Raw genomic sequence first — 22446 nt, forward strand, 5'->3', positions numbered from 1 at the left:
TCGCCGATGACCCTCGTCCTCGTCGTCGCCTGCGCGCTGGTCGATGTCGACGGACGGGTGTTGATCACCCGACGCCCCGAGGGCAAGGCGATGGCGGGCCTGTGGGAGTTTCCCGGCGGCAAGGTCGAGGACGGCGAGACACCCGAGGCGGCGCTTATCCGCGAGCTGAGGGAAGAGCTTGCCATCGATACCCAGTCGGCCTGCCTCGCGCCGCTGACCTTCGCCAGCCATGCCTATGACGACTTCCACCTGCTGATGCCGCTCTATGTCTGCCGGCGGTGGCAGGGAACGATCCGGCCGCTGGAGGGCCAGATGGTCAAATGGGTGGCGGCGCGGAAGCTCCGCGACTATCCGATGCCGCCGGCCGATGCGCCGCTGATCGCACCGTTAATCGAACTTTTATAGAATTTATCGACACTTGGTCCCGCGCACGCCATTCCCGAACAGGCAGCAGGCCCGATGGCATCCGACCTCGGCAGGACCATTCTTCTTCTTCCCGAAAACGACCCCGCGGACGAGCGGCCGGCGCACCTTCGCGCGGCCGCCTTCCTGCCGATCAGCGTCGCCCTTTTCGGCGTCGCGATGATCCTTGTCGGCGGGCTCTCCGTAACGCCGCCGACGGTGGCCGAGAAGGCGGCGCTCGACCCGATCGCGACCGGCTCGATCGCGCGGGTCCCGGCGGAATAGCCCTCAGCCGCCCGGTTTCTCGCCGGTCGGCATCTCCGGCACGCCGAGAGCGTCCGCGAGCCGCGTCCTGGCCGATCCCGGCCTGAGCGGCTTCTGCTGGCTCTCGTGCGGCGCCCAGCCCGACAGCCAGACGAGATCGAAGGTCGCCCGGATCCGGCCGTCGGGATCGGCGTAGCGTTCGGCATAGACCCCGGCGGCACGCATCAGGACCGCCCGGCGGAGCGGCCGGCGGGACCGCTCGACCAAAGCGTTGGTCGCGCCCATGGCCCGGAGGTCGCGCATCAGGTCGAACATCGTGGCATAGCGGACGGTCAGCCGGTCCTGGTCGACGACCGGCAGCGCGAAGCCGGCACGCTGGAGGAGGCCGCCGAGGACCCGAATCTCGCCGAAGGGCGCGACGCGCGGCGAGGCGCCGCCGGTCACGTCGGCCTCAGCCGTGGCAAGCGCATCGCGGAGCTCGACCAGGGTGTCGCCGCCGGGCAGGGTGGCGAGGAACAGGCCATCCGGCTTCAGGGCGCGGCGTATCTGGAGGAGCGTGCCGGGGAGGTCGTTGGCGACGTGCAGGGTGAGCGCGGAGACGGCGAGGTCGAGGCTCGCAGGGCGGAAGGGCAGCATCTCCTCGTCGCCGACGACGACGGGATGGCGGCGATCGGCGTCGGGCATGGCCAGCCGCTCGAGGCGCAGGATGTCGCCGACCTGGCCGCTCGCGGCCAGCCGATCGGCAAGGAGCGGCAGCGGTGTCGCGATGTCGGCGGCCCGCGCGAAATGGCGCTTCACCGCCGCCAGCCGGTCGAGGAGGTCGTCGGCCGCGGCGCGCAGCAGGAAATCGGCGACCGGCTCCGGTCCGCGCAGGGCGCGGGCGTTGCGGGCGTCGATCAGGGCGCGGTCGAAGAGGGGTATGGGGCCTTCCATCGCCGATGTTATGGAGCGCGCGGGACGCGGCGTCAAAACGCCGCCGAATGCGGTCGCGATGGAAACAGGCGATGACTCGACGGTGGTCGAGGCGCTAGTCTCGGCGGGATGGAAAGGTACCTTCACACGCGGCCGCAGCCACGCCAGCGGAAGGGCCGGTCATGGCCCTCGCCGCTCCGGGCCATCGCGGCCGGTGCCGCCGATCTCGCGCTGCCGGCGCAATGCCTGGCCTGCCAGCGCCACGTCGCGCGGCTCGGCGGGCTCTGCCCGGTCTGCTGGGGCGAGCTCAGGCTGATCGAGCGCCCCTATTGCGAGCGGCTCGGCCTGCCCTTCACCTACGATCTCGGGCCTGGCGCGCTGTCGGCCGAGGCGATCGCCGAGCCGCCGCCCTTCGACCGGCTGCGGGCGGTGGCGCGCTTCGACCTCGTGGCGCGGACGCTGGTCCACGGCCTGAAATACCGCGACCGGACCGAGCTCGCCCGCTGGATGGGGGCGTGGATGGCGCGGGCCGGGATGGAGCTGACGGCGGAGGCCGATCTCGTGCTGGCGGTGCCGCTCCATCGCTGGCGGCTGTGGCTGAGGCGGTTCAACCAGTCGGCAGCGCTGGCCCAGACCGTCGCGACGATCGCCGACAGGCCCTTCGCTCCGATGGCGCTGAGGCGGGTGCGGGCGACACAGCAGCAGGTCGGGCTCTCGGCCGGCGAGCGCGACCGCAACGTGCGCGGCGCCTTCCGGGTGCCGGCGGACCACAAGGCGATCATCGCCGGCCGGCGGGTGCTGCTCGTCGACGACGTCTACACGACCGGCGCGACCGCCCGCGCCGCGACCCGGGCGCTGCTGCGCGCCGGTGCGGCGGGCGTCGACGTGCTGGTCTTCGCGCGGGTTGTCCGCGAGGGCACCTGACCGGTAATCTCCGGATAGAGCAAGGAGAGGTGATCATGTCGGGCTTCCGGGCGGCGGCGATCCAGATGCGGAGCGGAGTCTCGGTCGAGGCGAACACCGCAGAGGCGGAGCGGCTGATCCGCGCCGCGGCGGCGGCCGGCGCCGACTACGCGCTGACGCCGGAGATGACGACCATCCTCTGCCTCGAGAAGGAGAGGCTTCTCGCCAGCATATCGACCGAGGCGGAGGACCCGTCGCTTGCCCGCTTCCGGGCGCTGGCGCGGGAGCTCGGCATCCATGTCCATATCGGCTCGATGGCGGTCAAGGTGGGCGAGGCATCGGTCGCCAACCGCTCTTTCCTGATCGGGCCGGACGGCGGCGTCCTTGCCCGCTACGACAAGATCCACATGTTCGACGTCGACCTGCCGAACGGCGAGAGCTACCGGGAATCGCGCCTCTACCGGCCGGGCGACAAGGCCGTGGTCGCCGACCTGCCGTGGCTCAGGCTCGGCCTTTCGATCTGCTACGACCTGCGCTTCCCCGACCTCTACCACGCGCTGGCGACGCACGGCGCGGCGGCGCTGGCGATCCCCGCCGCCTTCACCCGGACGACCGGCGAGGCGCACTGGCATATCCTGATCCGGGCGCGGGCGATCGAGACAGGCTCCTTCGTGATCGCCGCGGCACAGGGCGGGCACCATGAGGACAACCGCAATACCTTCGGACACAGCCTGATCGTCGATCCCTGGGGCCGCATCCTTGCGGAAGCCGGCACCGATCCCGATCTTGTCATTGCCGACATCGATCCCGCGGCGAGCGCCTCCGCCCGCCAGAGGGTCCCGGCAATCGACTGCGACCCGCCCTATGCGCCGCCGGCGCGGGCCGCCGCCCATCTCGAAAGCGCCTGAGACACCTCGAATGATCCGATACACGCTGCGTTGCGACAAAGACCACGAATTCGAGGCCTGGTTCCGGTCGGGCGACGACTATGACCGGATGGCGGCCGAGGGCGGGGTCTCCTGCGCGGTCTGCGGGTCGGCCAGGGTCGAGAAGGCGCTGATGGCCCCGGCACTCGGCCGTTCCGCCAGGAGGAAGGGCGAGGAGGCGGCGAAACCGCCGTCCGTGCCGCAAACCGCCGGGGGCGAAGAGCCGGTCCAGCTCGCCAGCGTCGACGCGCGCGAACAGGCACTGCGCACGGCGATCCGGGAACTCCGCCGCAAGGTGGTCGAGCATGCCGACTATGTCGGCGACAAGTTCGCCGACGAGGCCCGCAAGATCCACTACAAGGAGAGCGAGCCCCGCGGCATCTATGGCGAGGCGACGGGCGACGAGGCCGCGGCGCTGGCCGAAGAGGGGATCGAGTTCCACCCGCTGCCGTCCGTCCCCGAAGACCAGAACTGATCGCAGCATCCGGAAACCGACAGCCAGGGAGGAGGCCGCATGGCTTCAATCGTCATCACAGGTGCGAATCGCGGGATCGGACTGGCGCTGGCGCGCGCCTATGCCAGCCGCGGCGACAAGGTCATCGCGGCGGTGCGGAGCACGACCGACGATCTCGACGCGCTCGACGTCGAGGTTCATGAGGGCGTCGAGGTGACCGACGACGCGGCTGTCCAGCGATTCGCCGACAGCCTGGCCGAGAGCTCGGTCGACGTGCTCATCGCCAATGCCGGAATCCACTCGAACGAAACGCTCGACGACCTCAACTGGGAGCGGATCAGGCGGCAGTTCGAGGTCAATACGCTCGGTCCGCTGAGGGTGACGCGGGCGCTGCTCCCCCGGCTCCATGACGGCTCGAAGGTGGCGATCATCACCAGCCGCAGCGGCTCGATCGGCGACAACGGCTCGGGCGGCACCTACGGCTACCGGATGTCCAAGGCGGCGGTGAACATGGGCGGCGTCGACCTGGCGCTCGACCTGAAGCCCAAGGGGATCCCGGTGCTCCTCCTCCATCCCGGCATGGTGCGGACCGACATGGGCGGCGGCCCCGGCGCGGTCGAGCCGGAGGACGCGGCGGCGCGGATGGTGGCGCGGATCGACGAGATGACGCTGGAAACCACCGGCAGGTTCCTCCACGCCGAAGGCTACGAGTTGCCCTGGTAGGCCGGCCGGATCGGCTTGCCGGCGACCATCATGTAGTTGACGCCGGTGTCGGGCGAGAGCTTCCAGCGGTCGGCGAGCGGGACGTAGACGACGCCGGTCTCGTCGCGGCGGGTGAGGCCGGCGGCGCGGAAGGCGGCGCCAAGCTCGGACGGCGTCACCAGCCTGTCGTAGGAATGGGTGCCGCGCGGCAGCCAGCGCAGGACGTATTCGGCGCCGACGATGGCCAGCGCGAGGGCCTTCATCGTCCGGTTGATGGTCGAGGCGATCAGCAGGCCGCCGGGGCGGATGAGGGCGCCGGCGGCGGCGACGAAGGCATCGACGTCGGGGACATGCTCGACCACTTCGAGGGCGAGGACCACGTCCCAGGTCGCGCCGGTCTCGCCGAGTTGCTCGGCGGTGACGGCGCGATAGTCGACGGCGAGGCCGCCGTCGGCGGCGTGGCGGCGGGCCACCTCGATATTCTCGGCCGAGGGATCGATGCCGGTGACGCTGGCGCCCATCCGGGTCAGCGGCTCGCTGACCAGCCCGGCGCCGCAGCCGATATCGAGGATGGACAGCCCGGCAAGGGCGTGCGGGTCACCGGGATCGCGGCGGGCGCCGTCCCCGGGGCCGTCGAAATGGCGGCAGGCCTGGTCCTTGACGTAGCCGAGGCGGACCGGATTGAGCCGGTGGAGCGGCGCCATCGGCCCTTTCGGGTCCCACCATTCCCCGGCGAGGGCCGAGAAACGGGCGACTTCGTCACGGTCGATGGTGGTGCTGGCTGACATGACAGGGACGCTAGGCGATCCATGGGGATTCCGCCACTTCCAATTTGCCGCGACGGCTTCGCCGTTGCGGGTTGCCCGTCCAGTCGCTAAGAAGGCGCGCCCTTTCGGGCGGACCACAGGTGGCGGAAACGTTGATGGCACGGCTGGTAATGAAGTTCGGCGGCACGTCGGTCGCCGATATCGACCGCATCCGCAACGTGGCGCGCCACGTCAAGCGCGAGGTCGATGCCGGCAACCAGGTCGCCGTCGTCGTCTCGGCGATGGCGGGAACCACCAATCAGCTCGTCGAATGGACCCGCGCCGCCTCGCTCCTGCACGACGCCCGCGAATATGACACGGTCGTCGCGGCGGGCGAGCAGATCACGTCGGGACTGCTGGCGATCACATTGCAGGATATCGGGGTCAATGCCCGCTCCTGGCTCGGCTGGCAGATCCCGATCCGCACCGATTCGGCGCATGGCGTGGCGCGCATCGCCGACATCGAGGGCGCGAAGCTGATCGAGCGGATGGGCCAGGGCCAGGTGGCGGTGGTCGCCGGCTTCCAGGGGATCGCGCCCGACAACCGGGTCTCGACCTTCGGCCGCGGCGGGTCGGACACCACGGCGGTCGCGCTCGCGGCCGCGGTCGGCGCCGATCGCTGCGACATCTATACCGACGTCGACGGCGTCTATACGACCGACCCCAGAATCGTCGCCAATGCCCGCCGCATGCCTCGCATCGCCTATGAGGAAATGCTGGAAATGGCCTCCCTCGGCGCGAAGGTGCTGCAGGTGCGGTCGGTCGAGATGGCGATGGTGCACGGGGTGCGGACCTTCGTCCGCTCGAGCTTCACCGACCCGGACGCGCCGGAACTGAAGAACGCGGCGGAGCCGCCCGGAACCCTCATCTGTGACGAGGACGAAATCGTGGAAAAGCAGGTCGTGACCGGCATCGCCTATTCGAAGGACGAGGCCCAGATTTCCCTCCGCCGGGTCGCCGACAAGCCGGGCGTGGCGGCGGCGGTGTTCATGCCGCTCGCCGAGGCCAATATCAACGTCGACATGATCGTCCAGAACATCTCCGAGGACGGGTCGCTGACCGACCTGACCTTCACCGTTCCGATCGCCGATTTCGACCGGTCGCAGCAGGTTCTCGAAGGCGCCCGCGAGGCGGTCGGATACCAGGCGATCCAGGGCTCGACCGACGTCGCCAAGATCTCGGTCATCGGTATCGGAATGCGCAGCCACGCGGGCGTCGCGGCCCAGGCTTTCGAGGCCCTGGCGGGCCGCGGCATCAACATCCGGGCGATCACCACGTCGGAGATCAAGATTTCGATGCTGATCGACGCATCCTATACCGAGCTTGCGGTACGGACTTTGCATTCGCTATACGGGCTCGACAGGAACTAACCGGGCGCGGATTCTGGTGCCCTCGAGGCCGCCGACGGCATCGGCCGCGGCAACAACACGTCCACTAGGATAGCGGATCATGCGGGGCCCCCCCGCCGGCCCGCGCGTCCTGCTCCGCCGCTTGCGCGAAATCATGGCGGAGCCGATCAGCGCGCAGGAACGGCTCGACAAGATCGTGACGCAGATCGCGGCCAACGTGGTGGCCGAGGTGTGCTCGGTCTATGTCCTGCGGTCCGACGGGGTGCTCGAGCTCTATGCCACCGAGGGCCTGAAGGCGGAGGCGGTCCACCACGCCGCGCTGCGCACCGGCCAGGGCCTGGTCGGCACGATCGCCGCCGAGGCGCGGCCGCTGAACCTGCCGAACGCGCAGTCGCATCCGGCCTATCGCTACCTGCCGGAGACCGGCGAGGAGATCTACCAGTCCTTCCTCGGCGTGCCGATCCTGCGCGCCGGCCGGACGCTCGGCGTGCTGGTCGTCCAGAACCGGACGCACCGGACCTATTACGACGAAGAGGTCGAGGCGCTGCAAACCACGGCGATGGTGCTGGCCGAGATGCTCGCCGTCGGCGAACTCGAGCGGCTGGCGCAGCCCGGCACGCTGCTCGACCTCAAGCGACCGATCACGGCGACCGGCGTCGGGCTCTGCGAGGGGGTCGGGCTCGGCCATGTCGTGCTGCACGAACCGCGCGTGGTGGTGAATGCCCTGATCGCCGAGGACGTCGACGCGGAAGGCGAGCGCCTCGAGGAGGCGATCGCCAGCCTCCGGCTCTTCGTCGACGACATGCTCTCGCGCGATGACATCGCCGAGACCGGCGAGCACCGCGACGTGCTCGAGGCCTACCGGATGTTCGCCCATGACCGCGGCTGGGTACGCCGGATGAACGAGGCGATCCGCAACGGCCTGACCGCCGAGGCGGCGGTCGAGAAGGTGCAGAGCGACACCCGGGCGCGGCTGCAGCGGCAGACCGATCCGTTCCTTCGCGACCGGCTGCACGATTTCGACGATCTCGCCAACCGGCTGCTCAGGGTGCTGATGAACAAGGCGCACGGGCCGACGGAGCAGGAACTGCCGCGCGACGCGATCATCGTCGCGCGCAACATGGGGGCGGCCGAGCTTCTCGACTATGGCCGCGAGCGGATACGCGGGCTGATCCTCGAGGAGGGCGGCCCGACGAGCCACGTCACCATCGTCGCCAGGGCGCTGGGCATCGCCTCGGTCGGCCGCGTCGCCAATGTCGTGTCGCTGGTCGAGAATGGCGACGCGGTGATCGTCGACGGGCTGGCCGGCGAGGTCCATATCCGGCCGACCGCCGATGTCGAGGCGGCCTATGCCGAGAAGGTCCGGTTCCGCGCCAAGCGGCAGGAGCAGTATCAGCTGCTGCGCGACAAGCCCACGGTGACGCTCGACGGCCAGCGCATCAAGCTGCTGATGAATGCCGGGCTGATGGTCGACCTGCCGCATCTCGCGGAATCCGGTGCCGAGGGGATCGGCCTGTTCCGCACCGAATTGCAGTTCATGATCGCCGAAAGGATGCCGAGGCTCGGGGAGCAGCGGGCCTTCTACGGGTCGGTGATCGAGGCGGCGGGCGAGCGCCCGGTGACGTTCCGGACTCTCGATATCGGCGGCGACAAGGTGCTGCCCTACCTGCGCACGGCGCAGGAGGAAAATCCGGCAATGGGCTGGCGGGCGATCCGGCTCGGGCTCGATCGTCCCGGCCTGCTGCGGACCCAGCTCCGGGCATTGCTGCAGGCCGCGGCCGGCCGCCAGCTTCGCATCATGCTGCCGATGGTGACCGATCTGCTGGAGATCAGGGAAACGCGCGGGCTGGTCGACAAGGAGATCGCGCATCTTCGCCGCCACGGCCACGAGACGCCGGAGGCGTTGCTGATCGGCGCGATGATCGAGGTGCCGTCGATGCTCTGGCAGCTCGACGACCTCGCGAAGCTCGTCGATTTCGTGTCGGTCGGCTCGAACGACCTGCACCAGTTCATGACCGCGAGCGACCGCGGCAACATCATGGTGGCCGGCCGGTTCGATCCGCTGTCGCCTCCTTTCCTGCGGGCGCTCAGGCAGATCGCGGTCTCGGCCGCGGCCTCCGGATTGCCGGTGACGCTGTGTGGCGAGATGGCCGGCAGCCCGCTGGCCGCGATGGCGCTGATCGGCCTTGGCTATCGCTCGCTGTCGATGTCGGCCGCGGCGGTCGGGCCGGTCAAGGCGATGACCTGCGCGCTCGATGCCGGCAAGGTCACCGGCAAGGTCCAGGCGCTTCTCGACGACAGCCTCAACAACCAGGGCAACAGCATCCGCGCCGCCCTGGCCGATTTCGCGGTTGCCGAAGACATACCCTTCTGAGCCCAAGCACGGACGTTCCGCCCGCAGACATGACGATGATTCCCGAACAGAAGATGGATGCGTTGATCTCCCGGGTGGAGGTGATCGACGCCAGACTGGCCTCGCCGCTGGACAGCGAGACGCTGGTCAGGCTGAGCCGCGAGCGCGCCGAGCTCGAGCCGGTCTATGAGGGAGTGACGGCGCTGCGCGCCGCGGTCAAGGAGCGCGAAGGGCTGGAGGCGCTGCTTGCCGATCCGGAAATGGCGGACCTTGCCCGCGACGAGGCGGAGGCGCTCGACGAGCGCATCGCGCAGCTTTCCGAAGAGGTGCGGATCCTGCTCCTGCCGAAGGACGCGGCGGACGAGAAAAGCGCGATCGTCGAGATCCGGGCCGGCACCGGTGGCGACGAGGCGGCGCTCTTCGCCGGCGACCTGTTTCGCATGTATCAGCGCTATGCCGACCTCCATGGCTGGAAGGTCGAGGTGCTCTCGGTCAGCGAAGGCGATGTCGGCGGCTACAAGGAGGTCATCGCCAACATCACCGGCAAGGGGGTGTTCGCCCGTCTCAAGTTCGAATCCGGCGTCCACAGGGTCCAGCGGGTGCCGGCGACCGAGGCCAGCGGCCGCATCCACACCTCGGCGGCGACCGTCGCGGTGCTGCCCGAGGCCGAGGATGTCGACGTCGAGATCAGGCCGGAGGACATCCGCCTCGACACGACACGCGCGTCGAGCGCCGGCGGTCAGCATGCGAATACCACCGATTCCGGTATCCGCATCCTGCATATCCCGACCGGGATCATCGTTACCGCGGTGTCGCGGTCGCAGCACCAGAACCGCGCCCAGGCGATGCAGATGCTGAGGGCGCGCCTCTTCGATCTCGAGCGGCAGAGCGCCGCCGACGCCCGTGCCGAGGCGCGGCGGGTGCAGGTCGGCAGCGGCGACCGCTCGGAGCGCATCCGCACCTACAACTTCCCGCAGGGACGGGTGACCGACCACCGCATCAACCTGACGCTCTACAAGCTCGACGAGGTGATCGCCGGTGACGCGCTCGACGACGTCATCGACCCGCTGATCACCCATCATCAGGCGGAGCTGCTCGCCGCGGAGGAGGCGGCGTGACGACCGGGGCTGCCGCGCCGGTTACCACGGTGGCGGTCCTGCGTCGTCGGTCGGCGGCGCGGCTCGCGGCATCGGCCGATGCCGGGATACGTGCCAGCGCCGATCTCGACGCCCGGATGCTGGTCGGGCATGCGCTGGGGCTCGGGCCCGGAGAGCTGGTGCTGCACGACGCGGACGCGGTGGCGCCGGAGGTCGAGCGCGCCGTCGAAGGCTTCGTGACGAATCGTGCCGCGGGGATGCCGGTGGCGCGGATCACCGGGATCAAGGAATTCTGGAGCCTGCCGTTCCGCCTGTCGGCGGAGACGCTGGTGCCGCGACCGGACACCGAAACGCTTGTCGCGGCGGCGCTTGCCGCGATCGATGCGGCGGGACGGCGCGACGATGCCCTGACAATCCTCGATCTCGGCACCGGCTCGGGCGCGATCCTGCTCGCCCTGCTCAGCGAGCTGCCGGCGGCCACCGGCGTCGGCGTCGATATCAGCGAGGGCGCCGTCAGGACCGCGAGGCGGAATGCCCGCGACCTCGGACTCGCCTTGCGCGCCAGCTTCGTGGTGGGCGACTGGGCGAGCGCGATCGGAGGCCGTTTCGACCTCGTGGTGTCCAATCCGCCCTATATCGCCGGAGAGGAGATCGCGGGTCTGCCGGTTGCGGTCAGGAACCACGATCCCCATATTGCGCTTGACGGTGGTCGCGACGGCGTTGCGATCTATCCGCAGCTTTTCGATGTGATGCAGGCCCTCCTCCCGCCGCGAGGCATCGCCTTGGTGGAAATCGGGAGCGGGCAGGCGGGAACCGTCGCGGAGATGGCGCGGCGGCGCGGTTATGTCGTACACAGCCATCGCGACATTGCCGGAATTGAGCGTGTCATCGAACTCAACCGGACGTCTGCAAAAATAGGCTTGGAAATCGGACTGGAAGCGGCTAACGTCCGCTCACCGTAGGAAAACGGACAGAATCCTCAGGGTCGCTACTGACGACGCCTTGTGATTCTGGGCGCTGGGATACGCTTCCAACCGAGCGAAATTCTGATCGTGAAAGGCGTTCCGACTTCCGGACCCTTCACCATCGTAAGGGTGGACCGAGTGAGCTTGGCGCAGCTCCCTGCTCGGGGAACCTTGACCGGGTGAGTCAACGTCGAAAGAGGCCAATAGCCGGGCCGGTACAGCCGAGTCCGGGATGGATTCGCAGGCAGCTATCGCGTAGGCGCGTCGCTGCTTGACAGTGAGTGGATTCAGACTCCGCTCGGAGGCAGAAGAGAAGGCTGATGAGGCAAGGACAGCAGAACAACAAGCGTATGCGTGGACGCGGCCGGAAGGGCCCCAATCCCCTGACGCGTTCCTACGAGAGTAACGGACCCGACGTCAAAGTCCGCGGGACGCCGCTTCACATCGCCGAGCGGTATACCCAGCTTGCCCGCGATGCGCAGGCGGCCGGCGACCGGGTGCAAGGCGAGAACCTGCTTCAGCACGCCGAACACTATTACCGCATTGTCGCCGCCGCCCAGGCGCAGCAGAACCAGGCGCAAGGCCAGGGCCAGCCGCAACCCCATGGGCGCGACGACGGCGACGGAAACAATGCCGGCGAAGACGGGCTTGCCGGCAACGGCGATGATCGCCGCCAGGCGAACCAGGACGACACCGACCAGCCGGTCGCGGGCGCCACGGACCAGCCGCGAATGAACGGCAACGGCCAGGCGACGGCGGCGGTTGACGGCGACGGCGAGCAGCCGGAAGACGGCCGCGACGACGGCCAGGAAGCGGCCGCGCCGCGGCCGCGTCGCCGCCGTCCCTATCGGGCGCGGGCGGAAAACCAGGGCGATCCGGTGGCGGCCTCTCCGATCGCGCCGGAGACGGGCGCCGTGGCGGAAGCGACGCCGGTCGAGGATTGACGGCGGGCCGGTTCGCGGAGTTCAGGCTGGCGGAGATGGACCGCCGGCCTGACTGACCACCGCAACATTCGTCCGGTCAACGATACCGGGAAACGCCCGGTGTGTTCCGGCACAGCACCTCGCGATTATAGGCGCCGTCGCCGCGGGCCGGCGGCACGCCCCAGGCGGTCGAGCCGCCCATGACGGGCGCCGGCGTCGAGTAGGTGAGAATCCGCGGACAGTCCGTGCCGGCGTCCCGGCATTTCTGGTCATAGGCCATCAGCGTCCGCTTGCCGGTCTCGACCGAGACATAGCCGAAATTGATCGCGTCGGCGTCGGCACCGTCGACGACATAGCGGTCGTGGTTCATGCCGATGTTGTGGCCGACCTCGTGGGCGAGGCTGTAATTGTCGACGGCGCAGACCCGCTCGCTGACCGAAAAGGCATAGTCGGCGCTGTCGTCGTAACCGGGCTCGATCATCCAGCCGAGACCGCAGGCATCGAGCTTGCCGTCGATGATCAGGTGGACGATGTCCGCCTTGTACTTGTCCCTGAGCGCCGGCACCTCGTCGAGATAACCGGGCTCGGCGCCGCTCAACCTGTCGAGGTCGACACCGATGTCATCGCCCTCGACGTAGTCGACCTGCTGGCTGTGGACGAGGCGGATCTTGACGCCGAAATTCTCCCCCTGCTGCTGGGCGACGGCGGTCTGGAGCTGGTTGATCGCCTCGGCGACCATCACGTCCATATCCGACTTCGCCGCCGCCGCGGGCGTGTAGAGGACCATCAGGTCGATGGTGCCGCGATCGCCGGCGCCCGCCACGTCGCACAGCGGCTCGTCGCGCGCGCTGCTGCGGCTGCCGCGCTTCGGTACGGGCGGCTCGACGATGTCGCCTTCCTCGGGAAAGGCCTGGTCGCGGATCTCGACGACGGCATGGGTGTCGCCGCGCCCGGCCGGCACGATCCGATAGCGCCCCGAGGCGGTCTGGATATCGCCGGTGACGCGCCCGTCCTTGACGAGCAGGTAGCAATGGTCGGCGCCATCCCCGTCGCCGAGCGAGCCGTTCAGGATCTCGACGTCGTTCTGACGTCCGGTCGGGGCGAGGTTGCAGGTGACGCTGCCGCCGTCGGGAAGGGCGACCCGCATCCGCCGGTTGAGACCGCCCGAGCGGAGGCTGCGATTGCCGGCCGGGGACAGATCGAAAAAGGCGACGGACCCGACCGTGCCGGGCGCCATGCCGAGCGACGCGGCGTCGGCGAGGAGGCCGCCCTCGCGATTGGCCCGGGTGGTGTCGAAAAGGTCGACCGGCCCGGCCTCCTGGGCGTTCGCGACCTGGCCGGCGGCGGTGGCGACGGCGAGAGCGATCAGGACACCCACTCTTCCACGTACTGGCATTCGGCGCCTCTTTGCTGTTCTTGCGACTGTCTTGCGCGATCGCCGCCGGCGCGCGCGCATCTCGAATCCATACCCGCCGCGGTGGGCCAGAAGATGGCGGCTTCCGGGCCGGGGCGTACCCCGCAACTTCAATCATCCGAACCGCGGGACAAGCATCTATAAGTTGTATTATAGTGAGAATGCGACTATAACGATTTCCCACGCGATGTGAGTTACGTCAGCGCCTGGGATGCCGGATGGTTGAGGTTCTCGATCCAGTCTTTCGCGACCTTGCAGCGCTTGGGCCGGCGGACGACACCCTGCTGATCGGTGTCGTCGACGGTGTTCCGGATCTGGAATGCGCCGACCTCAGCGGCGAAAAGCTCGCCGTGGAGACCACCATGCTGCCGGCGGCGGACATCCCGCCGGACCCCCATGCCACCGACATCTTCCTGCTGGTCTTCGGCAAACGCCGCGGCATCGCGCGGGGCTGTCCCGGACTGGCGCTGCCGGTCTTCTTCCTGTCATCCGCAGCACCGCGGGCGTCGCAGATGGACATCGCCCGGGCGCTCTATATGGCGGTCGAGCACGGCGTCTCGATCGTCAATGTCAGCGCCGGCCAGAAGTCGTCAACGCCGGAAGCGGGACGCCACCTCGAGGACGCGCTGGACCTGTGCAACCGGCGCGGGATCCTCGTCGTGGCGGCAGCCGGCAACGACGGTTGCGCATGCCTCCATGTGCCGGCGGCCGTTCCGACCGTGCTGGCGGTCGGGGCGATGGATCGCGAGGGCCGCCCGCTGGATCAGAGCAACTGGGGCGACGGCTATGCCAGCAACGGGCTGCTTGCTCCGGGCGCCGGGCTGGATCTGGTCGAGCCGGACGGGACGGCGGTCGAAAGGACCGGAACGAGCTACGCGACGGCGGTGGTGACCGGCGTCGCGGCGCGGCTCCTGTCGGCGGCCAGCCGTCATCGTTACCCGCTGGATGCGCTCGATATCCGCTCGATCCTCATCGACAGCGCCGAGCCCTGCGTGCCGGGGGCGGACGATGATTGCGCCCGCATCCTGGCGGGACGGCTGAATGTCGAGGCCGCGATCGCGCTGCTTCATGAACGTGGCCGGCAGGCGCGCCGACCTGATGCGGCGGAACCCACTCAAACCGAACTTTCCAATGGGGGAGGACTGACCATGAACGCAGGTACAGAGCATGCCGTTGCGCCGTCGGCGCTGCTTGATGGATGCCCGGCGCCGGCCGGCGTACCCGCGATGGAGCAACAGGCGTGTTCCTGCGGCGGGAGCGGGTCCTGCTCCTGCGGCAAGCATGATGACAACGAGGAAGCCGACTCCGGCGACGTTCGCCCGCAGTCGGCTGCCGGGGAGGGCCGGGAAGCCGCCGCCGAGGTCGTCCAGCAGGGATGCTCGTGCGGCGGCGGCCAGAAACCGCAACTGGTCTATTCGGTGGGCTCGCTGTGGTTCGACTTCGGATCGGAGGCGCGCTACGACGCGATCGTCCAGCGGATGAACGATCCGGTGGCGGCCAACAACCCGCCGATGCTGTTCGAGTTCCTCTCCGGCTTCCTCCCCGCCGCGTCCGGCATCACCTTCATCCTGATGCAGGACCAGATCCCGGTCTATGCGATCCAGCCCGCCGGTGCCTTCGCTCTCGACACATACCGGGCGATGATCGAGGCGATGCAGACAAGCCTCGACCCGGTCGGCGACATGCAGCGCGTCGCGGTGCCCGGACTGGTTTCCGGAACGACGCGATTGACGAATGGCATGATCCTGCCGGTGATCTATCCGGACCTGCGCGGCATGGTGAAGTGGCGCGCGGCGGAGCTGGCGGAGAGCGCCAAGGCCGCGGCCGGCGCCGACGGCGTCGACGATGCCTCGATCTTCAACTTCCTGAACCGCGTCTATGACGAGCTGCGCAATCTCGGCATCAGCTCGGAAGACCGGGCGATCAACTTCGCCGCGACCAATGCCTACCAGGCCGCGACGGCCTTCGCCGACGGCGTGACGCGACGCCTCGAGCTCTATCGGATCGGCGTCAAGAAGAGTCCCATCTGCCGTCCGGACTCGGACTGCTGGGACGTGCAGCTCGTCATGTTCGACCCCGAGAATGATCGGCGGGCGGGACGCTTCTACCGCTTCACCGTCGACGTCAGCGAGGTCATGCCGGTGACCGTCGGGCTGATGCGGAGCTGGGCGGCGCCGCTTGCCGGCGCGTGACCAGCGGGAATTCTCCGCCGGTCCCGGCCGACGGAGGTGGAGGCTGGCCAATGGTGGCCGGCCAGGGTCGGGAGCGCGGCAATGCCCCGGCATGCCGGCCCCTCAGACGTGAGGAACGAAGCCATGAAATCTCCAGTCCAGTCCCTTCCGGTCAAGCGTGGCACGCGCCCCCAGACCGGCCCCGCGGCCGCGTCCCAGTCCGGCTGCTGCCTTTCCGTGCCGCTTGTCGGATGCGTCGTCTCCAGCCCGTTCTGCTGAGCGAAGACGGAAGCGGCCAACCGCGCCGACCGGTCCGGACCCTCCGTCAGGGCAGGGCTTCGAACGGGAGAGGCTGAGCCTCGCATCGGTGCGACAACAGAAACAGACCAGGGGAAGGAAATGGCATGATCAGTCCCATTCAATCGGCTCCCGTGCAACGCGGGGCCGCACGCCTGCGTCAGCTGGACGGCGCGACGCAGAGCGGGTGCAATGTCTTCGAGTGCGGAGCCAAGGTGATCGCCTGCGCCGGCGTCTGCCTTTCCGGCGTCGGATCGGCCGCGTGCATCGCGTGCCTCGGCTCGGCCTACGACTCCTGCAAGGATTGTTTCTGATCGGATCCCGTGACCAGCCCCGGCCGCCTCACGGCACCGGGGCTGACGGGCCGAAAGGATGCGCAGCCGTGGCCTGAACGGGAACCAGCGGGACGAAGAATCGAAAGGGAGCCGAATCGGATGGACGCGCCTGTTCAGGCATCGCCGATGCCACGCCGATATATGCAGGACATCGTCGGGCGCGACTGGGCGCCCGACGCGCTCGCCATGCTCCGGGACGTCCCGCGACGCCGGGAAAGGCGCGGCAAGAAGGCGGCCAATCCCTGTCTGATCCAGCTCACGACCTTTGTCGTTTGCCGGCGGCGCAAGAGCTGAGAGCGGCGGCCCGCGGCTCATGGCGCTTCGCTTGCCGGGCTGATTCCCGCCGGAGCGGGGTCCCGCGGCGGGCGGTCTCCGGGCGCCCCCGAAACCCCTGGATCGCTTCGAATCCGGCCCTCTTTTCTTACCGCTCCATCATCACCATATACGCTGTCGAAGGCGTGCCGGAACGGGCGCCGACGTCACGACATGTGCCTAATTTCGAACGGATCATTTCGCGCCGCCAGGGCGAAGGATTCGGGTCAGGAGGACAAATTGAACTTCGAAACCTATACGGAGCGGGCCCGGGGATTCATCCAGTCCGCACAGACGGGGGCCCTGGCCGACGGCCACCAGCAATTCACCCCCGAGCACATCCTGAAAGTCCTGCTCGACGACCCCGAGGGGCTCGCCGCGGGACTGATCGAGCGCGCCGGCGGCGACGCCAGGCTGGCGCTTTCCGAGACCGAGCAGGCGCTCGCCGCCCTTCCCAAGGTGAGCGGCGGCTCGGGCCAGATTTACCTCGCACAGCCGACCGCCAAGGTCTTCGAGACGGCCGAGAAGGCAGCCAAGAAGGCCGGCGATTCCTTCGTCACGGTCGAGCGGCTGCTGCTCGCGCTGGCGATCGAGAAGGACGCCAAGACGGCGAAGATCCTCGCCGATGCCGGGGTGACGCCGCAGAGCCTCAATGCAGCGATCGAAGAGATCCGCAAGGGGCGGACGGCCGACAGCGCCTCGGCCGAAAGCCAGTATGACGCGCTGAAGAAATACGCCCGCGACCTGACCGAGGACGCGCGCGAGGGACGGCTCGACCCGGTGATCGGCCGGGACGAGGAGATCCGCCGCACCATCCAGGTGCTGGCGCGGCGCACCAAGAACAACCCGGTGCTGATCGGCGAGCCCGGCGTCGGCAAGACGGCGATCGCCGAGGGCCTGGCGCTGCGGATCGTCAATGGCGACGTACCGGAGAGCCTCAAGAACAAGACGCTGCTGGCGCTCGACATGGGCGCGCTGATTGCCGGCGCGAAATATCGCGGCGAGTTCGAGGAGCGGCTGAAGGCGGTGCTGTCCGAGGTCCAGGCGGCCGAGGGACAGATCATCCTCTTCGTCGACGAGATGCATACGCTGGTCGGCGCGGGCAAGGCGGACGGGGCGATGGACGCCTCGAACCTCTTGAAGCCGGCGCTGGCGCGCGGCGAGCTGCATTGCGTCGGCGCGACGACGCTCGACGAGTACCGCAAGTATGTCGAGAAGGACGCGGCGCTGGCGCGGCGCTTCCAGCCGGTCTTCGTCGACGAACCGACGGTCGAGGACACGATCTCGATCCTGCGCGGCATCAGCGAGAAATACGAGCTCCATCACGGCATCCGGCTGACCGATTCGGCGCTGGTCGCCGCGGCGACGCTGTCGAACCGCTACATCACCGACCGCTTCCTGCCGGACAAGGCGATCGACCTTGTCGACGAGGCCGCGTCACGGCTGAGGATGCAGGTCGATTCGAAGCCCGAGGCGCTCGACGAGCTCGACCGGCGGATCATCCAGCTCAAGATCGAGCGCGAGGCGCTGACCAAGGAGACCGACCAGGCGTCGAAGGACCGGCTGGCGCGGCTCGAGAAGGAACTCGCCGACCTCGAGGAGCAGAGCCAGTCGCTGACCCAGCGCTGGATGGCGGAGAAGGACAAGCTCGCCTCCGCGACCAAGCTCAAGGAGCAGCTCGACCAGGCGCGGGCCGATCTCGACCGGGCCCAGCGTTCCGGCGACCTCGCCAGGGCGGGCGAACTCGCCTACGGGACGATCCCGAAGCTGGAGAAGGCGGTCGCCGACGCCGAGGAAGCCGGCCGCGAAGGCGGCGACATGGTCGAGGAGGCGGTGACGCCCGATCACATTGCCCAGGTCGTGTCGAGGTGGACCGGCAACCCGGTCGACATGATGCTCAAGGGCGGGCGCGACAAGCTGCTCAGGATGGAGGACGAGCTCGCCAAGCGGGTCGTCGGCCAGGCGGAGGCGGTGCATGCGGTGTCGACCGCGGTGCGCCGGGCCCGCGCCGGCTTGCAGGACCCGAACCGGCCGATCGGCTCCTTCATGTTCCTCGGCCCGACCGGCGTCGGCAAGACCGAGCTGACCAAGGCGCTCGCCTCCTTCCTCTTCGACGACGAGACGGCGATGGTCCGGATCGACATGTCGGAATTCATGGAGAAGCATTCCGTCGCCCGGCTGATCGGGGCGCCGCCCGGCTATGTCGGCTATGAGGAGGGCGGTACCCTGACCGAGGCGGTGCGCCGGCGGCCGTATCAGGTGATCCTCTTCGACGAGGTCGAAAAGGCCCATGCCGACGTCTTCAACGTGCTCCTCCAGGTGCTCGACGACGGGCGGCTGACCGACGGCCAGGGCCGCACCGTCGACTTCCGCAACACGATCATCGTGATGACCTCGAATCTCGGCAGCGACTACCTCGCCAACCTCGGCGACGATCAGGATGTCGACGAGGTGCGCGAGATGGTGATGGGCGTCGTCCGCTCGCATTTCAGGCCGGAATTCCTCAACCGGCTCGACGACATCATCCTGTTCCACAGGCTGAAGAAGAGCGAGATGGGCGCGATCGTCGACATCCAGCTGGTCAGGCTGCAGAAGCTGCTCGACGAGCGCAAGATCACGCTCGACCTCGACGAGTCGGCCCGCAAGTGGCTGGCCGAGAGGGGATACGACCCGACCTATGGCGCGCGTCCGCTGAAGCGCGTCATCCAGCGCGAGGTCCAGGACCCGCTCGCCGACAAGATCCTCGCCGGCGAGATACCGGACGGCGCCAGGGTCAAGATCACCGGCGGAACGGACAAGCTCCTGTTCCTGCCGCAGGTCACGGGCGGCAAGGCCGAGGCGGTTGCCTGACGATCCGTTGCAACAGCCCGACACGAAAGGAAAAGGCCCGGCGAATGCCGGGCCTTTTCCTTTACAGCGCCCCGACGAGCCAGCCGGCCTGGCGCGCTAATTGGTCGAGGCGACCTCGGTCGGGATGCCCTGGTTGCCGAGCAGGTTGTCGATGCGCTGGCGCTCCTTTTCGAAGGAGGCGAGAAGCTCGTTCTCGAGGACGCGGCCGCGCGGCAGGCGAATCCGCAAGGGGTCGACCGGCTTGCCGTTGACGCGAATCTCGAAATGGAGATGCGGCCCCGTCGACAGGCCCGTCGAGCCGACATAGCCGATGACCTGGCCCTGGCGGACGCGCGCGCCCGTCCGGATGCCGTTGGCGAACTTGGTCTGGTGGGCGTAGGCCGTCTCGTAGCCGTTGGTGTGCTTGAGGACGATGAGGTTGCCGTAGCCGGATGTCCGTCCGGCCTTCTCGACGACGCCGTTGCCCGCGGCGAGGATCGGGGTCATGCGCGGCGCCGCATAGTCGACGCCGGCGTGAAGGCGGGTATAGCCGAGGATCGGATGGCGGCGCATGCCGAAGCGGGAGCGCAGGACACCGGACGTGATCGGCTTGCGCATCAGGAATTTCTTCGCGCTCTTGCCCTCGTCGTCATAGTAATCGACGATTCCGTCGTCCGGCGTGCGGAAGCGATAGAAGCGCTTGGTGGAGCCGTTGAGGGTGAGCGACGCGAAGAGGATCTCCGGGTCGCTCGCCTCCGGGCCGTCCTCGGGCAGCGAGTGGAATATCTCGATCGCATCGCCGGGGCTGATCCGCGCCTGGAAATCGACGTCGAAAGCGAAGATGCGCACAAGCTGATCGATCAGCGGCTTGGGCACTTCCTGTTCAAGGGCCGTGCGGTAGAGCGCCTCATAGACCCTCGGCATGGTGCCGTAGGTCTCCGTCTCGACCTCGGCCAGCGCGTTGCCGCCGAGACGCGGCTCGTCGGTGCGCCGGAAGCCGTTGTCGTCGGTCCGCGCGACGCTCGCCTGATGGACGCCGTCATCATAGAGGCTGACCCGGATCGGCGCCGGGTCGGCGCTGTCGATGTCCGCCGCATAGGCGATACGGACCTTCTGGCCGACATGCATGCCATTGAGGTCGACGAGCTTGGAAAGTGCGTCGGTGATCGTCGCGGCGTCGGCTTCGGAGATATCATTCTCCTGGAGCAGCTTCAGGAAGGTCTCGCCCTTGGCGACGGCGATGATCCGCTCCTCGATGCCGTCGCCGCCGGCATCGCCGGAGGAGGACTTGACGACGCTCGAGACGTTTTCCGGGACGATGCTGACGTCGAGCGCGCTGAACGGATCGTCCTCGACGAAGTCCTCGGCGTCGCCGCTCGCATCGGCATAGGCCATCGACGAGACCGGCAGGGCGCCGCCGTCGTCACCGGCATTGAGCGACGCCCTGACGATCGCCTCGACGTCTTCCGTCGTCGGAGCCAGGCTGGTGTCGACCTCGACGCCGCCAACCGGGAAATCGGAGATCTTCACCGACACTTCGCCGTCGACGTCGGCGCCGTAGAACTCGTCGTCGGCCTCGGCGACCGCCTCGCCCGAAGCCGGCGGCTCCGGCGCCGAGGTGTCGGCGAAGATACGCAGCGCGTCATAGGCCGGTATCTGGCTGTCGACATCGGACTCGCGGGCGGACAGCGTGGCGGAGATCTTGGCAAAGGGCCGCAGCTTGATGAAGTCGCGCTCACCCTGCTTGGTGACGGTGCTGACCTGAAGGATCTGGCGGCTCGAAACCTCCTCGAGCAGCGGCTGGATGCGATCGCCCTTGCGGCCGAAGGTGATCGCCCCGGGTTGCGCCGCGGCGATGCCGGCGCCGGCGTCGGGGAGCTCGGCAAACTGGTGCGGATTGGAAAGGGCGGCCATCAATGCGCCGCCCATCAGGAAGATCGATGTCAGGCCGGTGAGGATCGTGCCGGACAGCCAGCGGACGCTGACCGAGCGGCGGACCGGCGCCTCGTCGGATTCCTCGCCGATGAGAAGCGGCGGCTCGATCCCCAGATCGACCCGGTCGCCGCCATTGTGGAAGACGTTGCCAAGGAGCGTCGGTCCTCTCACGACCGCGTCCTTCCGCCGAATTCAGACCCCGTCATCCGCACTTCGCGTCCCCCTGACAAGGCCGGTATCCGGCCTCGTTGCGGCGCCTGGCAAGGAACGGCCCGGCGCGCCACCACCCAGGTCATTTGAATCGGCCGTATTCTTGGCACTAATAAGGCGTCGGTGACAACCGTGGCGGCGGAAATCGAAGCATTTCGATTTTAGCCGGCAATTTGTTTCGGAGGGTGTTGACACGGGTCCGGGGCCCCCACTATATAGCCCCAACACGAGGACGGCGGCGCCGCAAGGTGACGCGACGGTCCTCGGTTCTCTCTGCTTGCAGTCAGCGAGACTGAATATTCGCTCCGGCGAATGTCTCGCCTGCATGGCCGGTTCCGGGAAACCGGAGTGGCCGAACGACGGATTGTCTCCGTCGTGTTGTTTGACAAGTGAATAGGAAGAAAGAGAAACGTAGACGGCGGAGTCCTTGCGGACCGGGGCGTCTTCGGACAAACCGGTCGAAAGAGACTTCGGCGGTACTACGTTTAACAAGAACCCATTCGTGTCGGTCGCAAGACCGGAACGGATGTGTGCTTGGGACTCGTCAATAGACAAAGTCAACGTAGTGATCAGCCGAGACAAGTTCTCAGTTCAACCTGAGAGTTTGATCCTGGCTCAGAACGAACGCTGGCGGCAGGCCTAACACATGCAAGTCGAACGAGAAGCCAGACTTCGGTTTGGTGGAAAGTGGCAGACGGGTGAGTAACGCGTGGGAATCTACCCAGTGGTACGGAATAACTCAGGGAAACTTGGGCTAATACCGTATGAGCCCGAAAGGGGAAAGATTTATCGCCATTGGATGAGCCCGCGTCTGATTAGCTAGTTGGTGGGGTAACGGCCTACCAAGGCGACGATCAGTAGCTGGTCTGAGAGGATGATCAGCCACA

Annotated in this window: 19 protein-coding genes and 1 rRNA gene; 16 read left to right on the forward strand and 4 right to left on the reverse strand. The window is 68.1% G+C overall.

Annotated features, from left to right (window positions below; translation table 11 throughout):
• Positions 1-6 precede the first annotated feature (6 nt).
• Positions 7-405, forward strand: a complete 399-nt coding sequence (mutT, locus tag KDJ86_RS00005) for an 8-oxo-dGTP diphosphatase MutT (protein ID WP_291741255.1) — start codon at positions 7-9, stop codon at positions 403-405.
• Positions 406-459: 54 nt separating this feature from the next.
• Positions 460-687: a hypothetical protein gene (locus tag KDJ86_RS00010; RefSeq protein ID WP_291741201.1), complete on the forward strand. Its 228-nt coding sequence runs from the start codon at positions 460-462 to the stop codon at positions 685-687.
• Positions 688-690: 3 nt separating this feature from the next.
• On the opposite strand, the gene KDJ86_RS00015 is transcribed toward KDJ86_RS00010, so the two are convergent.
• Complete coding sequence (locus KDJ86_RS00015; RefSeq protein ID WP_291741204.1) at positions 691-1599, reverse strand: methyltransferase domain-containing protein; 909 nt, start codon at positions 1597-1599, stop codon at positions 691-693.
• A 108-nt stretch (positions 1600-1707) separates the two neighbouring features.
• Here KDJ86_RS00015 and KDJ86_RS00020 point away from each other — a divergent pair, with 108 nt between their 5' ends.
• The 4 genes from KDJ86_RS00020 to KDJ86_RS00035 are packed head-to-tail and all read left to right on the forward strand — an operon-like array spanning position 1708 to position 4584.
• Positions 1708-2502: a ComFC family protein gene (locus KDJ86_RS00020; RefSeq protein ID WP_291741207.1), complete on the forward strand. Its 795-nt coding sequence runs from the start codon at positions 1708-1710 to the stop codon at positions 2500-2502.
• A gap of 35 nt (positions 2503-2537) precedes the next feature.
• Positions 2538-3389 (forward strand): carbon-nitrogen hydrolase family protein, encoded by an 852-nt coding sequence (locus KDJ86_RS00025; RefSeq protein ID WP_291741210.1) that lies wholly within the window; start codon positions 2538-2540, stop codon positions 3387-3389.
• A gap of 10 nt (positions 3390-3399) precedes the next feature.
• Complete coding sequence (locus tag KDJ86_RS00030) at positions 3400-3882, forward strand: DUF1178 family protein (protein WP_291741213.1); 483 nt, start codon at positions 3400-3402, stop codon at positions 3880-3882.
• A gap of 39 nt (positions 3883-3921) precedes the next feature.
• On the forward strand, positions 3922-4584 hold the full coding sequence (locus KDJ86_RS00035) for an SDR family oxidoreductase (protein ID WP_291741216.1): 663 nt from the start codon (positions 3922-3924) through the stop codon (positions 4582-4584).
• Here the strand turns inward: KDJ86_RS00035 and ubiG are convergent.
• Positions 4566-5351 carry a bifunctional 2-polyprenyl-6-hydroxyphenol methylase/3-demethylubiquinol 3-O-methyltransferase UbiG gene (gene ubiG, locus KDJ86_RS00040; protein WP_291741217.1) on the reverse strand — a complete coding sequence of 262 codons (786 nt, stop codon included), beginning with the start codon at positions 5349-5351 and terminating at the stop codon, positions 4566-4568. The genes KDJ86_RS00035 and ubiG overlap by 19 nt on opposite strands.
• A gap of 134 nt (positions 5352-5485) precedes the next feature.
• Between ubiG and KDJ86_RS00045 the strand changes: the two genes are divergently transcribed.
• The 5 genes from KDJ86_RS00045 to KDJ86_RS00065 all read left to right on the forward strand — a co-directional run bounded on the left by KDJ86_RS00045 (position 5486) and on the right by KDJ86_RS00065 (position 12077).
• Complete coding sequence (locus KDJ86_RS00045) at positions 5486-6739, forward strand: aspartate kinase (RefSeq protein ID WP_291741219.1); 1254 nt, start codon at positions 5486-5488, stop codon at positions 6737-6739.
• A gap of 79 nt (positions 6740-6818) precedes the next feature.
• Positions 6819-9092, forward strand: a complete 2274-nt coding sequence (ptsP, locus tag KDJ86_RS00050) for a phosphoenolpyruvate--protein phosphotransferase (protein WP_291741222.1) — start codon at positions 6819-6821, stop codon at positions 9090-9092.
• Positions 9093-9121: 29 nt separating this feature from the next.
• Positions 9122-10189 (forward strand): peptide chain release factor 1, encoded by a 1068-nt coding sequence (prfA, locus tag KDJ86_RS00055; RefSeq protein ID WP_291741225.1) that lies wholly within the window; start codon positions 9122-9124, stop codon positions 10187-10189.
• Positions 10186-11130 carry a peptide chain release factor N(5)-glutamine methyltransferase gene (prmC, locus tag KDJ86_RS00060; RefSeq protein WP_291741229.1) on the forward strand — a complete coding sequence of 315 codons (945 nt, stop codon included), beginning with the start codon at positions 10186-10188 and terminating at the stop codon, positions 11128-11130. Before prfA ends, prmC begins: the two co-directional genes overlap by 4 nt.
• Positions 11131-11453: 323 nt before the next feature.
• A complete protein-coding gene (locus KDJ86_RS00065; protein WP_291741232.1) occupies positions 11454-12077 on the forward strand; it encodes a DUF4167 domain-containing protein in 624 nt (207 codons plus the stop codon).
• 76 nt (positions 12078-12153) lie between these two features.
• On the opposite strand, the gene KDJ86_RS00070 is transcribed toward KDJ86_RS00065, so the two are convergent.
• Positions 12154-13452: a M12 family metallo-peptidase gene (locus tag KDJ86_RS00070; protein WP_291741235.1), complete on the reverse strand. Its 1299-nt coding sequence runs from the start codon at positions 13450-13452 to the stop codon at positions 12154-12156.
• A gap of 236 nt (positions 13453-13688) precedes the next feature.
• Here KDJ86_RS00070 and KDJ86_RS00075 point away from each other — a divergent pair, with 236 nt between their 5' ends.
• The 4 genes from KDJ86_RS00075 (at position 13689) to clpB (ending at position 19435) form a co-directional block, all read left to right on the forward strand.
• Positions 13689-15662 carry a PatA/PatG family cyanobactin maturation protease gene (locus KDJ86_RS00075; protein WP_291741238.1) on the forward strand — a complete coding sequence of 658 codons (1974 nt, stop codon included), beginning with the start codon at positions 13689-13691 and terminating at the stop codon, positions 15660-15662.
• Between the two features lie 383 nt (positions 15663-16045).
• Positions 16046-16252, forward strand: a complete 207-nt coding sequence (locus KDJ86_RS00080; protein ID WP_291741242.1) for a hypothetical protein — start codon at positions 16046-16048, stop codon at positions 16250-16252.
• 120 nt (positions 16253-16372) lie between these two features.
• Positions 16373-16567, forward strand: coding sequence for a hypothetical protein (locus KDJ86_RS00085; protein ID WP_291741247.1), 195 nt, complete (start codon positions 16373-16375; stop codon positions 16565-16567).
• A 258-nt stretch (positions 16568-16825) separates the two neighbouring features.
• A complete protein-coding gene (clpB, locus tag KDJ86_RS00090) occupies positions 16826-19435 on the forward strand; it encodes an ATP-dependent chaperone ClpB (RefSeq protein WP_291741250.1) in 2610 nt (869 codons plus the stop codon).
• A 96-nt stretch (positions 19436-19531) separates the two neighbouring features.
• On the opposite strand, the gene KDJ86_RS00095 is transcribed toward clpB, so the two are convergent.
• Positions 19532-21520 carry a M23 family metallopeptidase gene (locus tag KDJ86_RS00095; protein ID WP_291741253.1) on the reverse strand — a complete coding sequence of 663 codons (1989 nt, stop codon included), beginning with the start codon at positions 21518-21520 and terminating at the stop codon, positions 19532-19534.
• Between the two features lie 631 nt (positions 21521-22151).
• Here KDJ86_RS00095 and KDJ86_RS00100 point away from each other — a divergent pair.
• A 16S ribosomal RNA gene (locus KDJ86_RS00100) occupies positions 22152-22446 on the forward strand; the annotation flags it as partial.

This window comes from Bauldia sp. (assembly GCF_020442045.1).
In the GTDB taxonomy this organism is placed as follows: Bacteria; Pseudomonadota; Alphaproteobacteria; order Rhizobiales; family Kaistiaceae; genus Bauldia.

Coding starts and splice junctions, on each gene's coding strand:
- ubiG (WP_291741217.1), bottom strand. CDS start 5,351: ATGTCAGCCAGCACCACCATCGACCGTGACGAAGTCGCCCGTTTCTCG.
- KDJ86_RS00045 (WP_291741219.1), top strand. CDS start 5,486: ATGGCACGGCTGGTAATGAAGTTCGGCGGCACGTCGGTCGCCGATATC.
- KDJ86_RS00035 (WP_291741216.1), top strand. CDS start 3,922: ATGGCTTCAATCGTCATCACAGGTGCGAATCGCGGGATCGGACTGGCG.
- KDJ86_RS00010 (WP_291741201.1), top strand. CDS start 460: ATGGCATCCGACCTCGGCAGGACCATTCTTCTTCTTCCCGAAAACGAC.
- KDJ86_RS00025 (WP_291741210.1), top strand. CDS start 2,538: ATGTCGGGCTTCCGGGCGGCGGCGATCCAGATGCGGAGCGGAGTCTCG.
- mutT (WP_291741255.1), top strand. CDS start 7: ATGACCCTCGTCCTCGTCGTCGCCTGCGCGCTGGTCGATGTCGACGGA.
- KDJ86_RS00080 (WP_291741242.1), top strand. CDS start 16,046: ATGATCAGTCCCATTCAATCGGCTCCCGTGCAACGCGGGGCCGCACGC.
- KDJ86_RS00070 (WP_291741235.1), bottom strand. CDS start 13,452: ATGCCAGTACGTGGAAGAGTGGGTGTCCTGATCGCTCTCGCCGTCGCC.
- KDJ86_RS00020 (WP_291741207.1), top strand. CDS start 1,708: ATGGAAAGGTACCTTCACACGCGGCCGCAGCCACGCCAGCGGAAGGGC.
- KDJ86_RS00085 (WP_291741247.1), top strand. CDS start 16,373: ATGGACGCGCCTGTTCAGGCATCGCCGATGCCACGCCGATATATGCAG.
- KDJ86_RS00065 (WP_291741232.1), top strand. CDS start 11,454: ATGAGGCAAGGACAGCAGAACAACAAGCGTATGCGTGGACGCGGCCGG.
- KDJ86_RS00075 (WP_291741238.1), top strand. CDS start 13,689: ATGGTTGAGGTTCTCGATCCAGTCTTTCGCGACCTTGCAGCGCTTGGG.
- ptsP (WP_291741222.1), top strand. CDS start 6,819: ATGCGGGGCCCCCCCGCCGGCCCGCGCGTCCTGCTCCGCCGCTTGCGC.
- KDJ86_RS00030 (WP_291741213.1), top strand. CDS start 3,400: ATGATCCGATACACGCTGCGTTGCGACAAAGACCACGAATTCGAGGCC.
- KDJ86_RS00015 (WP_291741204.1), bottom strand. CDS start 1,599: ATGGAAGGCCCCATACCCCTCTTCGACCGCGCCCTGATCGACGCCCGC.
- prfA (WP_291741225.1), top strand. CDS start 9,122: ATGACGATGATTCCCGAACAGAAGATGGATGCGTTGATCTCCCGGGTG.